Consider the following 17,029-nt stretch of genomic DNA (forward strand, 5'->3'; position numbering starts at 1 on the left):
TAACAATAGCGAGTCATCGGTGGACCGGCAACCCATTTTCGTAAAAAATATTTATTGTGTCGAATTGGCGCAGCGTTACATTCGTTATTGAATCGTGACTTGGGGTGATCTTTCCGTGTCCTTCGGCGCCGTCTTGAAGCGTTCATGGAACACTGGGACAGGATGAATAACAAGTCCAGTCCTCGGTCCAGGCCCTCCCGCAAGGCGCCGACTTCGGTTCGCTCCGGTGTGCGTCGTCCCCGCGCAAATGTTGCGTCGCCGACCCCGCCGCAGGACCCCGAAAACGTGACCGCACAACAGAGGCTCCGACGGTTTCTCACCGTCATCGGAATCCCTAATTTGGTGCTGGTCCTTGCGGTAATCGTGGTAGCATTCGCGTGCGTCCTTTTCGCCGGAGAGACGTTCGCCGCCTTGCCAGCTGCAATCGGTGAAGCGTGGTTTATCACCCATCTTGTACCGGTGAGTTTCCAGGGCGTGACTCTGGGTGTTTTGCCGCTCGCCCCGGCGCTCGGCGTGATCGCCCTGATCGCCTCTAGTGTGCATCGGGCGGTCAAGGACAGAGTGAGCATTCTTGACCTTGCCGCCATCCTCGGGGTCATCATTGTGATTCCTCTCACGCTGTCAGGAATTGCCTGGTTTATGGTCTGGGATGCCACCAAAGTATTCCCCCTCGAAGCGCCCTCAGTGGGGCTAACAATCCTGCACCCAGTCGCTATTCATCTCATCGGTTTGATCATCGGCATGGGCCCCACGTTGTGGAAGGCACTTGCCCGCCGGTTCGGTATTGCTGAAGTGCTTGTCGACGGTGCCACCCGCGCCCATCAACTCATGCTTCGACTCGCGGGGGCAGCACTCATCGTGTACTTGGCTGTTCTGATCGCTGGACATGAACGACTCGGGGAGCTCGCGGCTGCCTACCCGGCCTTGTCTGGTCTCGGAGTCGTGGGACTGGTCGTCGTGTCCCTGCTCTATCTTCCAAACGCGATCGTCGGAACGCTTGCTGTCCTTTTCGGCGGCCAAGTGTCGATCGGGGCGGCCAGCGTGAGCTTGTTCGCTATCGACCTTGTCCCTCTTCCGGTGTTCCCGCTGTTCGCGGCAATCCCGGGCACCGCGGCAGCCTGGGCGCCGGTGTTGCTGTTGATCCCATTTGCGGTAGTCGTTCATTACGCGATCACCCGCGCGTGGGACGGTCCGATGGTTGCTGCAACCGCAGTGTTTGCGGGGATGTGGGCGCTGGTCGCGGCCTACTTTGTCTCGGGGCAGCTCGGCGGCTACGGCTACAGTGGTCCGGTCCACTGGCTCATTGCCGTGCTGGCGACCGCATGGGTCGGCCTGATCGCTGGAGCCGTTTGGGGGATTGCGGTGCTGCGCAACCGCAGTGTCGAGGACGTCGCATCGGCCGAAGAAGCCTCGGTTGAAGAAGCACCGCCCGAAGAAGCCTCGGTTGAAGAAGAGTCCGTAGAGGCAGACGTTGTCGAGGATCCAGAGGACGAGGGGGTAGAAGAGCCCGAAGATCCCGAAGAGCCTGAGGAGTCTGAAGAATTAGAAGACACGGAAGACGAAGAGGTCGTCGATAAGCCTGAACCCGAAGATTCCGCAGAGACTGAAACAAAGGACTAATGTTGGGCGCGTGACTAATCCGCAGCCTTATTCTGTTGCCGTCTTGGTGTCAGGGAGTGGGACCTTATTGCAGGCCATCCTTGATAATCAAGATTCGTCGTATCGCGTAGTGCTTGTCGTCGCGGACAAGGACTGTCCCGCGCTGGAGCGCGCGGAGGCCGCGGGTATAGCCACTCGCTGCGTGCCCATGCTTCTGGATCGCGCACAGTGGAATCAGCAGCTGGCGGACACCGTCAGCGAGGCCTACCCAGACGCAGTGGTCTCGGCCGGGTTCATGAAGATCCTGGGCGCTGAATTCCTGGCCCGGTTTGAAGGACGCACCATTAATACGCACCCGGCGCTGCTGCCGTCGTTCCCGGGCGCTCATGCGGTCCGTGATGCGTTGGCCTATGGCGTGAAGGTCACCGGTTCCACAGTGCATTTCGTCGATAGTGGCGTGGATACCGGCCAGATCATCGCGCAACGGGCCGTGGAGATTCTGCCTGGTGATGATGAGGCGAGCCTGCACGAGCGGATCAAGGTGGTTGAGCGTGCACTGATTGTTGAGGTGCTACGCTCAATGTCGATTTCTACTCCAGATGGAAAGTTGAGTTTCTAGTTTCATGACTAACAACCGCACCCCAATCAAGCGCGCGCTGATCAGCGTGTACGACAAAACCGGACTGGAAGAACTAGCGCAGGCGCTAGGGGAGGCGGGTGTGGAAATCGTTTCCACCGGTTCGACCGCAGCCCGTATCGCTGACGCGGGCGTCAAGGTCACCCAGGTGGAAGAGCTCACCGGTTTCCCAGAGTGCCTTGAAGGCCGCGTCAAGACTTTGCACCCGCGCGTCCACGCGGGAATTCTGGCCGATACGCGCAAGCAGGACCACCTGGATCAGCTTGCAGATCTGGAGGTAGAGCCATTTCAGCTGGTCGTCGTCAACCTGTACCCATTTGCGGAGACGGTAGCCTCCGGCGCGAGCTATGACGAGTGCGTTGAGCAGATCGACATCGGCGGACCTTCCATGGTGCGTGCGGCGGCAAAGAACCACCCGTCCGTGGCTGTGGTGACCTCGCCGGAGCGTTACGACGATGTCATCTCCGCAGTCAAGGGCGGCGGATTCGATCTTGAGCAGCGGAAGCATTTGGCGCTTGAGGCCTTTCGCCACACGGCTAGCTATGACGTTGCTGTTTCGGCGTGGTTGGGCGAGCAGCTTGACGACGATAACTTCTTCGGTGCTGCCTATCAGGATGCAACCCCATTGCGTTATGGCGAGAACCCACATCAGGAGGCGAAACTCTACTCCGAGGGCACCGGCCTGGCCGGGGCCACCCAGCACAATGGCAAGGAGATGAGCTATAACAACTACCAGGATGCTGACGCTGCATGGCGCGCAGCCTGGGACCATGAGCGTGCGTGCGTGGCCATCATCAAGCACGCTAACCCATGTGGCATCGGTGTGTCGGATGAGTCGATCGCGGAGGCGCACAAGAAGGCGCACGCGTGTGACCCGATGAGCGCCTACGGCGGCGTCGTCGCGTCGAACCGCGAGGTCACCGTAGAGTTCGCCGAGCAGATCAAGCCGATCTTTACTGAGGTCATCATCGCTCCAAGCTATGAGCCGGGTGCTCTGGAGATCCTGCAGGAGAAGAAGAACCTGCGCGTTCTCGAAGCAGAGGCGCCTTCGCGCGCTGGCAATGAGTTCAAGCAGATCTCCGGCGGCCTGTTGGTTCAGGAACGTGACTTCCTCCAGGCTGAGGGCGATGACGCCGCCAACTGGGAGCTCGTCTCTGGCGAGGCTGCGTCCGAGGAGGTCCTAGCCGACCTGCAGTTTGCATGGAATGCGATCCGCTGCGTGAAGTCCAACGCCATCCTCGTCGCCCGTGACGGCGCCACGATGGGCGTGGGTATGGGCCAGGTCAACCGCGTTGATTCGGCGAAGCTTGCGGTAGAGAGGGCGAATACCCTCGACGAGGGGCGCAACCGGACCAACGGTGCCGTCGCTGCGTCGGATGCGTTCTTCCCGTTCGCCGATGGTTTCCAGGTGCTTGCCGATGCCGGAATCACGGCCGTTGTGCAGCCGGGTGGCTCCATTCGTGACGAGGAGGTCATCGCTGCCGCCAAGGAAGCAGGCGTGACCATGTATCTCACCGGTACTCGCCACTTCGCGCACTAAAAATAGGTTGGTCGCATGCTAAAGTTAAGCCCTAACTTGATACGTAAATCTAGGGGATGAGGCATGACGTACCGCGGGTCCGATGGGGACACCAACCCAGGTCAAGACAAACCGAAGCAGCAGTTCCCGCAGCAGCAGGGAAGCTACAGCTGGGAGAGCCCGAATAGCTGGCAGGATTCCTCCCAGTACGGCGGGCCTCCGCCGCAGCACCCGATGTACAACCAAGCATCTGCTGCTCAGTCAGGCTCGCGTAATACCGGCCTGATCGTGGGGCTGGTTGTCGCAATCGTCCTTCTTCTACTTGCCGTGGCTGGTATTGCTGCCTGGAACTTCGGCCTTTTTGGCGGGCGCTCAGCTTCTGGCCCAGAGACGACCGTGCAATTGGTCACCGAAACCTCTTCGGAGTCTTCGTCGGAAAGCAGCAGTGAGCAGGATTCAGAAACCAGTGAATCCAGCAGCGAACGCCAGGAAGCGACCACGACGTTCTCTCGTTCCCAGCGCAGCCCAGAGCCGAACCGGCCGCGGGGTTCGGACTACACTTCGCAGTACGCCGCTACTGCGGAGACAAGTGACGCATTTGCCCGCTCTGTGGGCGATGCGTTTCGGGAACACGTCGACCGCACAGGTAGGACCAGCGGAACAATTTCAGCCTACAGTCCGGTGACCGGCTTGACATATACGATGTCCTGCGCTGACTACGGATCGTACGTTTCCTGCGCGGGCGGTAACAATGCACTCGTCCATATTTCATGATGAGCCTCAAGCCTGGTCGGCCACTTCTGACATCCGCTGGCCTTGTTCTCGTCCTCACGTTAGGATCAGCGTGCACGATCGGTAACGTCGATGTACCAGGTAGCGAAGGTACCGCCCAGGACGGCACGGTGACGATGACATCCACGACTACCATCCCACCCGAGGAGTCGCCGCCGCCTCCTCCCGCGGAGCTCTCTTCATACGCACTGCAGGGTATCGTCGATGAGGTGATCGCTCGCTACGGCGGAAACGCATCGGTCGCGGTGTCTGACGGGACGAATGAACTCGTCGGGGGAGACGATGCCGCCCTGCCAGCGTGGTCGACGATCAAGGTACCGATCGCCATCGCAGCCTTGCGCCAGGACCCGTCCCTCGCGCCTACCGCGGCCGCAGCGATTCAATCATCTGATAACGCGGCGGCAGAGGTGTTATGGAGTTCTGTGACCCCGCCGCTAGTGGAGGCTGTCCTGGCTGAAGCGGAGGCTCCGACATCGGTCAACGCGATTCCGACTCGCCCTGGAGTGTCCACGTTCGGCCAGACTCCCTGGTCGCCTAGCCAGCAGGCTCGATTCGTAGCGAACCTAGCGTGTGTCGATGGCGCACAGCCGGTGTTGGATTTGATGGGGCAGATTGTGCCCGAGCAGTCCTATGGGATTGGCCAGCTGCCAAGGGCGCGTTTCAAAGGCGGTTGGGGGCCTGACACCTCCGGGCTGTACGACATCCGCCAGTTCGGCCGCTTTTCCACCGCCCAAGGCGATGTTGCTGTCGCGTTGACGGCTTCGCCGGCGGATGGCTCCTATGCCACAGCTCAGGCGATGGCGAATGAGCTAGCACAAGGCTTATCGACGATCGCCCATGAGTTTCCCTTGGCGGCGTGCCAGTAGGGGACCGAATCTTGGAATGCAAAAGTGCCCGCTCCACATAATGTGGGGCGGGCACTTTCTCGAACTCTATGCTGCTATCGTCCGAACAACCGTTTTTAGCGGCTGGTGAACGGCAGGAGAGCCATTTCGCGGGCGTTCTTCACAGCGGTAGCGACCTGGCGCTGCTGCTGAGGCGTCAGGCCGGTGACGCGACGCGAGCGGATCTTGTGACGATCGGAAATGAACAGACGAAGGGTCTTGGTGTCCTTGTAGTCCACCTTCTCGATGCCCTCGGCCTTGAGCGGGTTCTTCTTAGGGCGACGGGACTGCTCAACCCGTGGCTTGCGATTATTACGCTTCATGTAGAGACACTCTCCCTTTTACCACGAGGACTTGCGAACGCCTGGCAGCTCACCGCGGTGAGCCATGCCACGCATACGGACACGGGACAGACCGAACTTACGCAGGTAACCGCGTGGACGGCCGTCACGTGCGTCACGGTTGCGAACACGGACTGGGGAGGCGTCGCGTGGCTGCTTGTTCAGTTCGAACTGTGCATCCAAGCGGTCCTCGTCAGAGGTGTTGGGGTTCTTGATGATTGCCTTGAGCTCAGCGCGACGCTCAGCGTAGCGAGCGACGATCTCCTTGCGCTTCTCATTCTTAGCGATCATAGACTTCTTAGCCATAAATTATCGCTCCTCGCGGAATTCGACGTGCTTCTTCGCTACTGGATCGTACTTCTTCAAAGTGATCCGATCCGGATTGTTGCGCTTGTTCTTACGGGTTACGTAGGTGTAACCGGTGCCCGCAGTGCTCTTCAGCTTGATGATCGGGCGGATATCATTACGTGCCATCTGTTAGATCTTCTCCCCACGGGCGCGGATCGCGGCCACGACAGACTCAATGCCGTCACGGTCGATGATCTTCAGACCCTTAGTAGAAACGTTCAAAGTGATGGTACGGCCCTCGGAGGGCAGGTAAAACCGCTTGCGCTGCACGTTGGGGTTCCAACGGCGCGAGTGGCGGCGGTGCGAGTGCGAGACGGTCTTGCCGAACTGCGGCTTCCGTCCCGTGACCTGGCAAATAGCCGACATGGGTGTGCTTCTTTCTCCTTGCCGCCCACGACATGGCCTTCCCTTTGGTGTAACACCGCGCTTGGACAAGTGAGGATAGACCGGAAAGTGAGGTTGGCCTGGGCCCAAGGGCGTCACAGGGTGCCGGTTGACGGGGCGTAAACGTGTACTTCGACAACAGCGAGACACAACACTACCCGTTTGTTGCCATAATTCCTAATCGCCAGGTTACTTCCAAAGGTAGGGTGGAAACAATGGGTATCAGGGAAGGGTGCCAAAATTGGCGGGTAGTGATTTCAGAAAAGTGGCCTTGACCTGTAAGATGGGTCGAGTTGTCCGCAAGGAATCGTCGTGAAGCGTCGATCCATGCAGGATAAGAGTACATTTTCGCACCCAACTCGGGCACGATCCCCGGCCACTATACGTGCCGGAGAACCGACCCGTAGTCTCAAACCTGAGGGAAACGAATCAAGATGAAGAAGGATATCCACCCGGATTACCACCCGGTAGTGTTCCAGGACGCAGGTACTGGCTTTCAGTTCCTGACTCGCTCCACCGCTACCTCCGACCGCACCGTTGAGTATGAAGGTGCTGAGTACCCGCTGATCGTCGTTGACGTGACCAGTGAGTCTCACCCATTCTGGACCGGCGCACAGCGTGTCATGGACACCGCTGGCCGTGTTGAGAAGTTCAACAAGCGTTTCGGCGGCATGGCTCGCCGCAAGAGGAAGTCCGCAGAGTAGGGCGACGTCGTCGCCGATTAATAGGTCGAAGGAGGAAAGCACACAATGGCAACCCCAAAGTTTAAGATGTCGCGCGCGAACACCCGCATGCGCCGCTCCCAGTGGAAAGCTGACAAGGTTGAGCTGCAGGAAGTGAAGATCGACGGCCAGACCGTCCGCATCCCACGCCGCCTAGTCAAGGCAGCTCAGCAAGGCCTGATCGACGTCGAGCAGTTCTAAAGAGCGCTTGGCTTTCAGCAACCTTTAGGCAACCCCCGGCATAGTCGGGGGTTGCCTTTGCGTTGAGGGAAGGCCCCATCCAACTCCGTAGCGAACTGCAGGATAGAGTTACTGTGGAGTTGAAACGGAAACTGACTCCACACAGATTCCAACTTTTGTCAGATCGGTAGGTGATAATAGAGTCATGAAAGTTCTAGTGGTAGACGACGAGCAGGCCGTCCGCGAATCATTGCGGCGGTCCCTACGTTTTAATGGCTACGATGTCAGCCTTGCGGAGGATGGGGAAGAGGCACTCGTTGCGATCAAACGGGAGCAGCCCGACCTCATCGTGCTCGACGTGATGATGCCAAAACTCGATGGCCTCGGCGTCTGCCGCACCCTCCGCTCTTCAGGCTATGACCTGCCCATCCTGATCCTGACCGCGCGTGACGGCGTATCCGACCGCGTTGCTGGCCTGGATGCAGGTGCCGACGATTACCTACCGAAACCCTTCGCGCTCGAAGAGTTGCTGGCCCGCGTGCGCTCCTTGCTACGTCGCGCAGCGGCAGATGCCAACAATAACAACGGTGAAGACGAAGGGGAGCTGGTATTCGACGACCTTTCCTTGAACCCGGAGACCCGCGACGTACGCCGCGGCGACCGCTCCATTTCGCTGACGCGTACTGAGTTTGCCCTGCTGCAGCTGTTGATGCAGAACCCACGCCGCGTTCTATCGCGCCAGACCATTCTGGAAGAGGTGTGGGGTTATGACTTCCCAACGTCGGGTAATGCGCTCGAGGTTTATATTGGCTATCTTCGTCGCAAAACAGAGGCTGGCGACGAATCGCGGCTGATACACACCGTGCGTGGCGTTGGATACGTCCTACGGGATACCGCTCCGTGATCCTGCGGCAACCCGCCGAGGGCGAGGACTACCGCGTAGGTAGCCCAACCGACCTCGGCAATCTCACCCTTTTTGGCAAAGGTACCTCACTGCGGTGGCAGCTGGCGCTGATGACCGCGGTAATGGTGGCTATTGCCGTGGGTGCTATGACCACCGTGACCTATTGGACGTTGTCCGAATCCTTGACGGCCTCGGTGGACCAAAACCTTGATGACAAAGCCTCCTCGTTGATCACGCGTACCTTTGATCCGCTCTATCAAAATAATCTTGGCAACGAGGTTGTCCGGTTCAGGACGTACAACCCAGATATCCGCATCTCGGTATCTCCTCCGGCGTGGCAGCTATTCGTCGGCGACACCATTCCTGTTGGAGGCGACTTTAGTCGGTCCGGCGACGGCGAGGAAACGTCCGTTCGCACCGTAGGTAATGAGCGCATCCTGACCAAGCGTAATGCCGCTGGCGCGACCGTCGTGCTGGCCCAGGATATGGAGCCGACGCAGGACTTGATTGGTGCACTAGGGGCTGTGCTTCTGGTCATCGCAGGCTTGGGTATCTTGCTGGCCATCGCTGTGGGTATGGTGGTAGCGACCGCCGGTCTGCGCCCGCTGACTAGGTTGCAGCGCGCGGTGAATTACGTGACGCGTACCGACGATCTCAAGCCCATTGAGGTGGCAGGCAACGACGAGTTGGCGCAACTGACCGAATCGTTCAATGAGATGCTGGGAGCGTTGCAGGAATCTCGTGTGCGTCAAGCCAGGCTGGTCGCCGACGCGGGCCACGAATTGAAGACTCCGCTGACGTCGATGCGCACCAATATTGAACTGCTGATGATGCTCTACCGCACCGGCCAGCAGGATCAGATTTCGGAGCAGGACCGCCAGGACCTGGAGCGCGACGTACTGGCTCAGATGGAAGAAATGTCCACACTGATCGGTGACTTGGTCGACCTGGCCCGAGAAGAATCACCTGACAACGAGTTCGAAGCGGTCTTATTAGATGACGTGCTGGAGAACTCGTTGGAGCGCGTGCGGCGCCGCCGGATGGATGTGGACTTCCAATTCCACGCTGATCCCTGGATCATCGAGGGCGACAGCCACGCGTTGTCGCGGGCAACGCTTAACCTCATGGATAACGCCGGAAAATGGTCTCCGAAAGGCGGCACCGTGCGCATTTCGTTGAAGGCCGGAAGGCGCAAGGCCGTGTTGCTTGTCGACGATTCCGGCCCGGGAATCCCGGAGGAAGAACGCGAGAAAGTCTTCGAGCGTTTTTACCGGGCCGCTGAGTCCCGGGCAATGCCGGGCTCCGGCCTCGGGCTGTCGATCAGTAAGCAGGTTTTTGATCGCCACGGTGCCACTATCGACGTGGAGGAATCCGACGATGGGGGAGCGCGGTTCAGAGTAGTGTTCCCAGGTAAGCCGCGTAGTTAACGCAGCTCACGGCATGCAGGGAACATTCAGTAAGTGCTACGCGTTGTATTTGTACAGAACAAGTAATCCCACAGCGCGAAGGTGCATAATTACCGCTTATGAGCAACCCTGATAATCGAGACTCGCAGTTTGGACAGTTCGGACAAAACTCCGAAAGCGGTGGAACCCCACGGCCACAGCCTTCTGGGGCACCACACTATCCCTATGGAGCGCCGAACTTCGGCAGCGGCAATCAGGGCACACAAAGTTATCCTCAGGACCAAAGTTTTGGTTCCCCGCAAGCAGCGGGCGCTTACCCACCGCCCGTCCCGCCAGCGGAGCAGCAACCAGTGAAACAGAAGAAGGGGATGGGCACTGGCACCGCGATCGCTTTGGCAGCGATCATCTCTCTGCTCGTCGGTGGCGGCGCTGGCTACGTGGGTGGCAAATTGGGCAACTCTGGCAGCGCTGAAGCATACAACAGCTTGCAAAACCCCAGCGTGTCTTCGCCCGATCCAGCTCCAGAAGGTTCTGTTGAGCAGGTAGCAGAGCAGGTGCTTCCCGCTGTGGTGTCGATTCAAGTGGCATCAGAGATTGGCGTGGCTGACGGCTCAGGTTCCATCATTTCCTCGGATGGATACGTGCTGACCAACCACCACGTCGTTTCGGTCCCAGAGGGACGCGATAGCGCAATCCAAGTCACCTTGAACAACGGTGAAAAGTATCCCGCCGACTACATCGCTTCGGACGTCAACACCGATATCGCGGTGATTAAGATCCGCGGCGTCGAGGGGCTGCCGGTGCTGCAGTTTGGCGATTCGGATGAGTTGTCAGTTGGCCAGGAGGTGGTGGCTGTCGGTTCACCTTTGGGATTGTCGGCCACAGTGACCAGCGGTATTGTCTCCGCCCTCAATCGACCAGTACGTGCTGCCCAGGGCGGCGGTGAAAGCTCGCTGATCGACGCAATTCAGACGGACGCCGCTATTAACCCGGGCAACTCCGGCGGGCCGCTGGTGGACATGAACGGCAATCTGATCGGGATGAACTCCGTCATCGCCTCCCTGGCCACAGGCTCGGATTCAGCAGGATCAATCGGTTTGGGCTTTGCCATCCCCTCGAATTTCGCGAAGCGGGTGGCAGACCAGCTGATCCAGGAGGGGCAGGCAACCCACCCAATGCTGGGAGTCCAGGTGGATAGCCGCAACCCGGTGGACGGCGCGCTCGTCGTTGGTGTTCCTGAGGGCAGCCCCGCGGCCGAAGCAGGCATCCAGGAGGGCGACGTGATCGTGCAGATGAATGATCGCCAGATTGATACCGCTGATGCTCTGATCGCGGCCACGCGTTCGCAGGGCTTTGGTGAAACCGTCACCCTCTTGGTCCACCCCCGAGACTCGGATGATACCCGAGAGGTAGAGGTAACTCTCAGTTCCGAGTAAATTACCAGTAGACCTTAAATAAGAGTCTGCCTATATACCTTTTGCTAAAGGAGAAGCCGTGAGTAAAACCCTCGATGCGCTGGAGTTTGTGGAACCCGATGATGCCTACTTGAGGGCCGCCGACCTGGAAGATGATCTGCCACGCGTCCGCCGCGCGCTGGTCGTATTGATTTCGGACCACAAATACGACGAAGGCGACGATGGGACAGGCGACCTCGTTTTCGGGTTGCTCACCGAGGCGGGTTTCCAAGTCGACGGCGTTGTCAACGTGCGGTCGAAGAAGTCGGACATCCGCAAGTCCATCGAAACCGCCGTCGTCGGTGGCGTGGACTTGGTGCTCACCGTGGGTGGCACAGGCGTCGGCCCGCGCGACAAGGCACCAGAGGCGACTCGCAGCGTCATCGACCAGCTGGTGCCCGGCGTCGGCCAAGCGGTGCGCAACTCTGGCCAGTCAGTCGGCGCGGTGGATGCGACGACCTCGCGGGGGATCTGTGGAGTGTCCGGCAGTACTGTAGTACTGAACCTTGCGGCATCGCGTAAGGCGGTCCGTGATGGTATCGCCACCGCGACTCCGCTGGTGTTGCATCTCCTCAGCGAATTGAACAAGTACAGCGTCCAGTAGGCTGCGCGCTGAAAGCAAAAGTAGGGAAGTGCAGTGACTGAATCGTCCGATTCTTCTTCGGCCCTAGGTCCGCGCAAGCGGGGGCGGCGGATCGTCAAGAAGTCGCCCGCCGGTGATTATGACCGGTCGATGGATGCCCCCGGCACCCAGGTGGCGTCGAGTAGTGATGCCGTTCGCGCCGTGGAGCTTGACGACGACTCCAGCTCCGACACCCTTGAGGGGGAAGAATTCTACCGGAATGAGCGTCCTCCCCATCACGGCGGTTGAGGCCCCGGCTCTTGGCGTGTTTTAGGCGCTTCACTTAGACGGTATCGGTCGGGCGGGTGCTCGTGCTGCCGGTGGCATCGGTGGTGCCGTTCTGCGCCTGCAGCAGGTCACGGATCTCGGTGAGCAGCTCAACATCGGTTGGTGCTGGCTCCTCTTCTTCGACGCCCTTGCGGCGTGCTTGTGCCTCATTCAACTTGTTCATCGGCGCGACGATGACGAAGTAGACGACGGCGGCGATCAGCAAGAAGTTGATCGCCGCGGTGATCACGGCGCCGAAGTCCAGGAAGGTGGCCTCATTATTAGGGTTAACGTAGAAACCAAGACCGGAGAAGTCTGCACCGCCGAGGGTCGCGATCAGCGGGTTGATCAGGTTGTCCGAGAACGCGGTGACGATACCGGTGAACGCAGCACCGATGACCACGCCGACGGCCAGCTCGATGACGTTGCCCCGCATGATAAATTCTTTGAAGCCTTGCAGCATGATGCTCTCCTTGAAGCCGCGCCAGTTCTAGCGCAGTAAAAAATGTTCTGGTGTGTCAGTTACCGGTAGCACTTTACAACCGTGGTGCCGCCCAAGCTATTCACGTCCTGCTCGCTCACCTGTCAAGACTACTGTGAGGGGCTGGTTGAGGGAGGCAGAGGCGACCGCGTGTGCGTCAGGTTCACTCATTAAGATCAGTACCGACTCTGTCGCAGAGTCGCCCGCCGTCCCGGCGAGAATCACCCTTCCACCTGCTGCGATGACTTTTGGCTGGGCTTCATCGTTTGTCGCTGATATAACACTGACCTCGTCGCCAGGATGGAGCAGTGGGATGATATCGGGTTCGGCAAGCTGTACGGGAACCATGGTCATCGTCACAGGGTCACCCTCCATTGTGTTTACACCCACATAGGCTGCCGTGAGTTCCTCACCTAGGAGCTGATTAAGGGCGACCGGTTGCCCTGGCGAGCCGTGTGCCGCAGCCACCTTTCCGACGACATCCTCGAGCTCAGACGTGGACTGCGCAGGCACCGCACTGGCTGGCAGGTGGGTCAGTTGCAGGTGCTCGTCGGCAAGCACCGTTCCTGCTGGAACATCGGCGCTAAACGTAACGATCGCCGGATCCGTCGCGCGTAAAGACGACACCCCGCTGATTAACGCGGCACCGCACAACGCTGCCGCAATCAGGCGGCGCAGTGTGCGGGCGCGGCGGTAACCGGGTGTTGCAAGGGCTGAGCGGGTCTGGGAAAAGCGGCTAAAAATGGCATCCATGCTCTTTTAGACTGAGTTGGCGCCGCCACGGTTCCCGCGCGATGAGAAAAGAGTGTTAGCGGTGAAGTTCTTTCACGCCTGAAGGTGTGATGACTAGGTCGACGGGGACGTCAAAGTCATTGCAGGGGATCTCGTCGATTAGTTCGTGATCGTAGACCAGCGCGATCAGGGGGACACGCCCTGCGATAGAGGCGAGCGCGCGGTCATAGTAGCCTGCGCCTTTGCCCAGACGGTTACCGGAGGTGTCGATGGCCAGGGCGGGGAGGAAAATGGCGTCGCATGAAGCTAGCGCTTCGTTTCCAAAGCGTGGACCAGTGGGCTGCCAGATGCCCAAGGCCCCCGATTCGAGGTCCGCTTGGCCACGATAGGTTGCCCACTCCAACTCCCCGTTATCCAGAGAAATTGGCAGCAAAATGGATGCTGCTTGTGATGCCAAGGCGGTGAGGAGGAAATCGTTGCCGGGCTCGTCGGGAAGCGGCGAGTAGGCGGCGACATGCGGATGAGGGTTCTTCAAGCCGCGAACATAAGCGGCCGCGTAGGCCACGATGGAGGCGTCAGCGCGCCTTTTTTCTTGACGCGTAGCGGACATAGCGCTGCGGGCCGCGCGCATGCGAGTGCGGATCTCGTCTTTCCGCTTCTGAATCTCAGGCATAACACAACCATAGAGGGGCGCTCCTCGGTTTTGGTAGAGATGCGGGGTAGAATTGGCCGTTATGCGGAAGCCGAACGACAATCTCTCCCAAGGAGTGAAAACCGTGGTCGTGCCAGCAGCGGGCATGGGCACGCGGTTCCTCCCTGCCACAAAGACGGTGCCCAAGGAACTCTTGCCGGTCGTCGATACCCCAGGTATTGAACTGATCGCAGAGGAGGCCGCGGAGCTGGGGGCGCAGCGACTCGCAGTCATCACCGCACCGGCAAAGGGCGAGGTCATGCGCCACTTCGGGCCATTCGAAGAGCTGTGCGCCACCTTGTCCGGCCGCGGTAAAGATGAGCAGGTGAAGAAGGTCGCGCGGGCTCATTCCCTCATCAACGCCGTTGCGGTTACCCAGGACAAGCCTTTGGGCCTGGGGCACGCGGTGGGTTTGGCGGAGTCGGTGCTTGACGACGACGAGGACGTGGTCGCCGTCATGCTGCCTGACGATATTGTGCTGCCCACTGATGTGATGGGCAAGATGGCACAGGTGCGCGCTGAGCTGGGCGGCAGTGTGCTGTGCGCCTTCAACGTCTCACGCGAGGAAGTGTTCAACTACGGCGTCTTTGACGTCGAAGAGATTGATGAAGATTCCTCGTTGCCGGCGGCGCGCGTGAAATCGGTACGCGGCATGGTGGAGAAGCCTGACCCTGGAGATGCGCCATCGACGCTGGTCGCGGCGGGGCGTTACCTGCTCGATCGGGATATTTTCGATGCTTTGCGACGAATCACCCCCGGCAAGGGCGGCGAGCTCCAGCTGACTGACGCCATTGAGCTGATGATCCAAGAGGGTCACCCCGTGAACATTGTGATCCACGAGGGGAAGCGCCACGATTTAGGCAGCCCGGCTGGTTATATCCCGGCCAATGTCGATTTTGGTATTCGCCATCCCGAGTATGGGCCGGCGATTCACAAGGCTGTCAAGCAGATTCTGGCTGATTTCGAGGCGGAGAATAGCTAAGAATCGCTAGTCTGGTGCACGGAAAGGAGGAGTTGTTGTGCGCAGTGTCGACGATCAACTAGCAATGGTGGTGGATGCCGCCCCGACTCCTGAGCCTGTCCGGATCGGCATTACCGATGCCCTCGGGCTGATGTGCGCCGAAGAGGTCGTGGCCACCCGCACGGTGCCAGGTTTTGCCCAGGCGGCGGTGGATGGCTATGCGGTCCGCTCCGTTGATGTCGGCGGCACACGCGGCCTAGGCAGCGCCCAGAAGGGGGAGCGCGACGATACTCCTTTAGCTGAGCGCTCTTTCCCCGTGGTCGGGGAAGTGGCTGCGGGCTCGCAAAAACCTTTGCGGCTGCAGCCCCGCCAGGCGGTGCGTGTTGCCACCGGTGCCCCAATCCCTACTCTGGCAGATGCCGTGTTGCCGCTGGAGTGGTCGGACCGAGGACGCAAGCGCATGACGGCTCACCACCCCGTGAGCTCGGGAGATTTCATCCGGAAAGAAGGCGCGGACATCCAGCCTGGTGATGTCGCAGTGTCCTCTGGCGTGGTGCTTGGTCCGGCGCAGATCGGGTTGCTTGCCGCCGCTGGACGCGACAAGGTGCTGGTGTATCCGCGCCCCCGCGTGACCATCATGTCCTTTGGCCTCGAGCTGGTCGATATTGACCGCGACCCCGGCCTGGGCCAAGTTTTCGACATCAACTCCTATTCGCTAGCTGCCGCCGCAAAGGAGGCGGGGGCGGACGTCCACCGCGTTGGCATCGCGAACGCGGAGCCGCGGCGTCTGCGTGAGCTGATCGCCAATGAGGTCTCGCGCAGCGAGTTCCTCGTGATCGCCGGCGCGGTCGGCGGTTCGGGCGCGGAGGCTGTCCAGGAAGTTCTGGCGGAACTAGGGGATATTGACACCTCGCGGGTTGCGATGCATCCCGGATCAACCCAAGGTTTCGGGCTGCTAGGCGAGGACCGCGTTCCGGTGTTCCTGCTGCCTTCCAACCCGGTGAGCTCCCTTGTCGTCTTTGACGTGATCGTGCGGCCGGCGATTCGCACCTCCCTGGGCAAACGCGTCCCACAGCGGCGTTCTGTGCAGGCCCGTGCTCTGGGCCATATTTCTTCCGTGCGTGGCCGGCGTGGTTATGTTCGTGCACGGTTGATGCGCGACGCGGAAACGCGCGACTACTTGGTTGAGGGGCTCGTCGGCACGCGCGGCGGCGGGGAACACCTGCTGGCAGGTCTTGCCGAATCGAACGGAATGATCCGCATCCCAGAAGATGTCACAGAGGTTCGTCCCGGGGATGTCGTTGACGTGCTGTTCATGCAACAGCGGTCCTAATTGGTGAGCCTGCCACAGCATGTTTGACTTCTTCGGCTATGCGTCCCGACGCTTCACCAGCCCCGCAACCGGGTCCCGCCACCCCATTCATCCGGGGTGGCCAGAAGCGACCCGCACCGTACAGCTTCCTAGTGGCGCGCGTCTTCGGTTGCGCCCGCTGCTGTCCTCGGACGGGGCGGCGTGGAGCCAGTTGCGCATTCTCGACGAGCAATGGCTCCGCCCCGTTGAACCGACGGTGGCCGGAAGGTGGGAGACCGCACATAACGCGGAGGCCTGGCGGACCAATTTCAGTAACTTGCGCGGATGGGCCACCAAAGGGGTGGTCGTTCCGTTCGTGATTGAGCTCAACGGTGAGTTCGCGGGCCAGGTGACCATTGGCAATATTCAGCACGGGTCGATCGGGGAGGCCTGGATTGGATACTGGGTGGCTTCACCGCACATGGGGCAGGGGGTGGCCACTGCGGCCTGCGCGTTGGGGACGGATCATGGGTTTTCGCGGGTGGGCCTGCACCGGTTGACCGCGACATTTCTGCCAGATAACTCGGCCTCCGGCCGTGTGCTGGAGTTGGTCGGCTATCGCAATGAGGGGTTTTTGCGGGGCAACCTACACATTGATGGGCGTTGGCGGGATCACCATTTTGTGGCGCAGAATGTTGACGACCATCCGGAATCCGCCATCGCCCGCCTCATCGAAGCGGACAGAGTTTTGCCGGATTCTTGAGGTGATTCCTCGTTTTTTGTTCGGCGTGGCACGTGGCCGGAGTGGTTTGTG

At 60.0% G+C, this 17,029-nt stretch carries 22 protein-coding genes; 15 read left to right on the forward strand and 7 right to left on the reverse strand.

The window, feature by feature from the left end:
• Nucleotides 1–162 precede the first annotated feature (162 nt).
• From B097_RS0103145 to B097_RS12395, 5 genes are all read left to right on the forward strand, one after another.
• Nucleotides 163–1,620 carry a cell division protein PerM gene (locus B097_RS0103145; RefSeq protein WP_244911214.1) on the forward strand — a complete coding sequence of 486 codons (1,458 nt, stop codon included), beginning with the start codon at nucleotides 163–165 and terminating at the stop codon, nucleotides 1,618–1,620.
• 10 nt (nucleotides 1,621–1,630) lie between these two features.
• Nucleotides 1,631–2,218, forward strand: a complete 588-nt coding sequence (gene purN, locus B097_RS0103150; protein ID WP_018581091.1) for a phosphoribosylglycinamide formyltransferase — start codon at nucleotides 1,631–1,633, stop codon at nucleotides 2,216–2,218.
• 4 nt (nucleotides 2,219–2,222) lie between these two features.
• The gene (purH, locus tag B097_RS0103155) at nucleotides 2,223–3,776 is read left to right on the forward strand and encodes a bifunctional phosphoribosylaminoimidazolecarboxamide formyltransferase/IMP cyclohydrolase (protein WP_018581092.1); all 1,554 of its coding nucleotides are present in this window, start codon (nucleotides 2,223–2,225) and stop codon (nucleotides 3,774–3,776) included.
• A gap of 63 nt (nucleotides 3,777–3,839) precedes the next feature.
• Entirely contained in the window at nucleotides 3,840–4,529 is a 690-nt protein-coding gene (locus B097_RS13080; RefSeq protein WP_018581093.1) for a hypothetical protein, read from the forward strand.
• A gap of 134 nt (nucleotides 4,530–4,663) precedes the next feature.
• Nucleotides 4,664–5,413: a serine hydrolase gene (locus B097_RS12395; protein ID WP_018581094.1), complete on the forward strand. Its 750-nt coding sequence runs from the start codon at nucleotides 4,664–4,666 to the stop codon at nucleotides 5,411–5,413.
• A gap of 95 nt (nucleotides 5,414–5,508) precedes the next feature.
• Here B097_RS12395 and rpsR read toward each other — a convergent pair whose 3' ends face one another.
• From rpsR to rpmB, 4 genes are read right to left on the reverse strand one after another with little or no spacing between them, the layout of a single operon-like run.
• Complete coding sequence (gene rpsR / locus B097_RS0103170; protein ID WP_018581095.1) at nucleotides 5,509–5,754, reverse strand: 30S ribosomal protein S18; 246 nt, start codon at nucleotides 5,752–5,754, stop codon at nucleotides 5,509–5,511.
• A gap of 18 nt (nucleotides 5,755–5,772) precedes the next feature.
• Nucleotides 5,773–6,078 (reverse strand): 30S ribosomal protein S14, encoded by a 306-nt coding sequence (gene rpsN / locus B097_RS0103175; protein WP_018581096.1) that lies wholly within the window; start codon nucleotides 6,076–6,078, stop codon nucleotides 5,773–5,775.
• Between the two features lie 3 nt (nucleotides 6,079–6,081).
• On the reverse strand, nucleotides 6,082–6,246 hold the full coding sequence (rpmG, locus tag B097_RS0103180; RefSeq protein ID WP_018581097.1) for a 50S ribosomal protein L33: 165 nt from the start codon (nucleotides 6,244–6,246) through the stop codon (nucleotides 6,082–6,084).
• Nucleotides 6,247–6,249: 3 nt separating this feature from the next.
• Complete coding sequence (rpmB, locus tag B097_RS0103185; RefSeq protein ID WP_018581098.1) at nucleotides 6,250–6,486, reverse strand: 50S ribosomal protein L28; 237 nt, start codon at nucleotides 6,484–6,486, stop codon at nucleotides 6,250–6,252.
• A gap of 452 nt (nucleotides 6,487–6,938) precedes the next feature.
• On the opposite strand from rpmB, the gene B097_RS0103190 reads away from it, so the two are divergent.
• The 7 genes from B097_RS0103190 to B097_RS12400 all read left to right on the forward strand — a co-directional run bounded on the left by B097_RS0103190 (nucleotide 6,939) and on the right by B097_RS12400 (nucleotide 12,041).
• On the forward strand, nucleotides 6,939–7,208 hold the full coding sequence (locus tag B097_RS0103190) for a type B 50S ribosomal protein L31 (protein WP_018581099.1): 270 nt from the start codon (nucleotides 6,939–6,941) through the stop codon (nucleotides 7,206–7,208).
• Nucleotides 7,209–7,253: 45 nt separating this feature from the next.
• Nucleotides 7,254–7,427 carry a 50S ribosomal protein L32 gene (rpmF, locus tag B097_RS0103195; protein WP_018581100.1) on the forward strand — a complete coding sequence of 58 codons (174 nt, stop codon included), beginning with the start codon at nucleotides 7,254–7,256 and terminating at the stop codon, nucleotides 7,425–7,427.
• A 184-nt stretch (nucleotides 7,428–7,611) separates the two neighbouring features.
• The gene (locus B097_RS0103200) at nucleotides 7,612–8,310 is read left to right on the forward strand and encodes a response regulator transcription factor (protein WP_018581101.1); all 699 of its coding nucleotides are present in this window, start codon (nucleotides 7,612–7,614) and stop codon (nucleotides 8,308–8,310) included.
• Complete coding sequence (locus B097_RS0103205; protein WP_018581102.1) at nucleotides 8,307–9,737, forward strand: sensor histidine kinase; 1,431 nt, start codon at nucleotides 8,307–8,309, stop codon at nucleotides 9,735–9,737. Before B097_RS0103200 ends, B097_RS0103205 begins: the two co-directional genes overlap by 4 nt.
• A gap of 347 nt (nucleotides 9,738–10,084) precedes the next feature.
• Nucleotides 10,085–11,152, forward strand: coding sequence for a S1C family serine protease (locus tag B097_RS0103210; protein WP_018581103.1), 1,068 nt, complete (start codon nucleotides 10,085–10,087; stop codon nucleotides 11,150–11,152).
• A 58-nt stretch (nucleotides 11,153–11,210) separates the two neighbouring features.
• Entirely contained in the window at nucleotides 11,211–11,774 is a 564-nt protein-coding gene (locus B097_RS0103215; protein WP_018581104.1) for a MogA/MoaB family molybdenum cofactor biosynthesis protein, read from the forward strand.
• A 33-nt stretch (nucleotides 11,775–11,807) separates the two neighbouring features.
• Nucleotides 11,808–12,041 carry a hypothetical protein gene (locus tag B097_RS12400; RefSeq protein WP_018581105.1) on the forward strand — a complete coding sequence of 78 codons (234 nt, stop codon included), beginning with the start codon at nucleotides 11,808–11,810 and terminating at the stop codon, nucleotides 12,039–12,041.
• Nucleotides 12,042–12,075: 34 nt separating this feature from the next.
• Here the strand turns inward: B097_RS12400 and mscL are convergent, their stop codons facing one another.
• From mscL to B097_RS0103235, 3 genes are all read right to left on the reverse strand, one after another.
• Nucleotides 12,076–12,522, reverse strand: a complete 447-nt coding sequence (gene mscL, locus B097_RS0103225) for a large-conductance mechanosensitive channel protein MscL (RefSeq protein WP_018581106.1) — start codon at nucleotides 12,520–12,522, stop codon at nucleotides 12,076–12,078.
• Between the two features lie 96 nt (nucleotides 12,523–12,618).
• Nucleotides 12,619–13,293: an SAF domain-containing protein gene (locus tag B097_RS0103230; protein WP_018581107.1), complete on the reverse strand. Its 675-nt coding sequence runs from the start codon at nucleotides 13,291–13,293 to the stop codon at nucleotides 12,619–12,621.
• A gap of 55 nt (nucleotides 13,294–13,348) precedes the next feature.
• Nucleotides 13,349–13,945: a 5-formyltetrahydrofolate cyclo-ligase gene (locus B097_RS0103235; RefSeq protein WP_018581108.1), complete on the reverse strand. Its 597-nt coding sequence runs from the start codon at nucleotides 13,943–13,945 to the stop codon at nucleotides 13,349–13,351.
• 61 nt (nucleotides 13,946–14,006) lie between these two features.
• On the opposite strand from B097_RS0103235, the gene B097_RS0103240 reads away from it, so the two are divergent.
• Genes B097_RS0103240 through B097_RS0103250 form a run of 3 tightly spaced genes read left to right on the forward strand, consistent with a single transcriptional unit; the run spans nucleotide 14,007 to nucleotide 16,978 of the window.
• Nucleotides 14,007–14,945, forward strand: coding sequence for a UTP--glucose-1-phosphate uridylyltransferase (locus B097_RS0103240; protein WP_026254269.1), 939 nt, complete (start codon nucleotides 14,007–14,009; stop codon nucleotides 14,943–14,945).
• A gap of 37 nt (nucleotides 14,946–14,982) precedes the next feature.
• Nucleotides 14,983–16,257: a molybdotransferase-like divisome protein Glp gene (glp, locus tag B097_RS0103245; protein WP_018581110.1), complete on the forward strand. Its 1,275-nt coding sequence runs from the start codon at nucleotides 14,983–14,985 to the stop codon at nucleotides 16,255–16,257.
• Between the two features lie 19 nt (nucleotides 16,258–16,276).
• Complete coding sequence (locus B097_RS0103250; RefSeq protein WP_018581111.1) at nucleotides 16,277–16,978, forward strand: GNAT family N-acetyltransferase; 702 nt, start codon at nucleotides 16,277–16,279, stop codon at nucleotides 16,976–16,978.
• Nucleotides 16,979–17,029 lie beyond the last annotated feature (51 nt).

The organism is Corynebacterium pilosum DSM 20521 = CIP 103422 (genome assembly GCF_000373805.1).
GTDB lineage: Bacteria > Actinomycetota > Actinomycetes > Mycobacteriales > Mycobacteriaceae > Corynebacterium > Corynebacterium pilosum.

Coding starts and splice junctions, on each gene's coding strand:
- B097_RS0103145 (WP_244911214.1), top strand. CDS start 163: ATGAATAACAAGTCCAGTCCTCGGTCCAGGCCCTCCCGCAAGGCGCCG.
- purH (WP_018581092.1), top strand. CDS start 2,223: ATGACTAACAACCGCACCCCAATCAAGCGCGCGCTGATCAGCGTGTAC.
- B097_RS13080 (WP_018581093.1), top strand. CDS start 3,840: ATGACGTACCGCGGGTCCGATGGGGACACCAACCCAGGTCAAGACAAA.
- B097_RS12395 (WP_018581094.1), top strand. CDS start 4,664: ATGACATCCACGACTACCATCCCACCCGAGGAGTCGCCGCCGCCTCCT.
- rpsR (WP_018581095.1), bottom strand. CDS start 5,754: ATGAAGCGTAATAATCGCAAGCCACGGGTTGAGCAGTCCCGTCGCCCT.
- rpsN (WP_018581096.1), bottom strand. CDS start 6,078: ATGGCTAAGAAGTCTATGATCGCTAAGAATGAGAAGCGCAAGGAGATC.
- rpmG (WP_018581097.1), bottom strand. CDS start 6,246: ATGGCACGTAATGATATCCGCCCGATCATCAAGCTGAAGAGCACTGCG.
- rpmB (WP_018581098.1), bottom strand. CDS start 6,486: ATGTCGGCTATTTGCCAGGTCACGGGACGGAAGCCGCAGTTCGGCAAG.
- B097_RS0103190 (WP_018581099.1), top strand. CDS start 6,939: ATGAAGAAGGATATCCACCCGGATTACCACCCGGTAGTGTTCCAGGAC.
- rpmF (WP_018581100.1), top strand. CDS start 7,254: ATGGCAACCCCAAAGTTTAAGATGTCGCGCGCGAACACCCGCATGCGC.
- B097_RS0103200 (WP_018581101.1), top strand. CDS start 7,612: ATGAAAGTTCTAGTGGTAGACGACGAGCAGGCCGTCCGCGAATCATTG.
- B097_RS0103210 (WP_018581103.1), top strand. CDS start 10,085: ATGGGCACTGGCACCGCGATCGCTTTGGCAGCGATCATCTCTCTGCTC.
- mscL (WP_018581106.1), bottom strand. CDS start 12,522: ATGCTGCAAGGCTTCAAAGAATTTATCATGCGGGGCAACGTCATCGAG.
- B097_RS0103230 (WP_018581107.1), bottom strand. CDS start 13,293: ATGGATGCCATTTTTAGCCGCTTTTCCCAGACCCGCTCAGCCCTTGCA.
- B097_RS0103235 (WP_018581108.1), bottom strand. CDS start 13,945: ATGCCTGAGATTCAGAAGCGGAAAGACGAGATCCGCACTCGCATGCGC.
- B097_RS0103240 (WP_026254269.1), top strand. CDS start 14,007: ATGCGGAAGCCGAACGACAATCTCTCCCAAGGAGTGAAAACCGTGGTC.
- B097_RS0103250 (WP_018581111.1), top strand. CDS start 16,277: ATGTTTGACTTCTTCGGCTATGCGTCCCGACGCTTCACCAGCCCCGCA.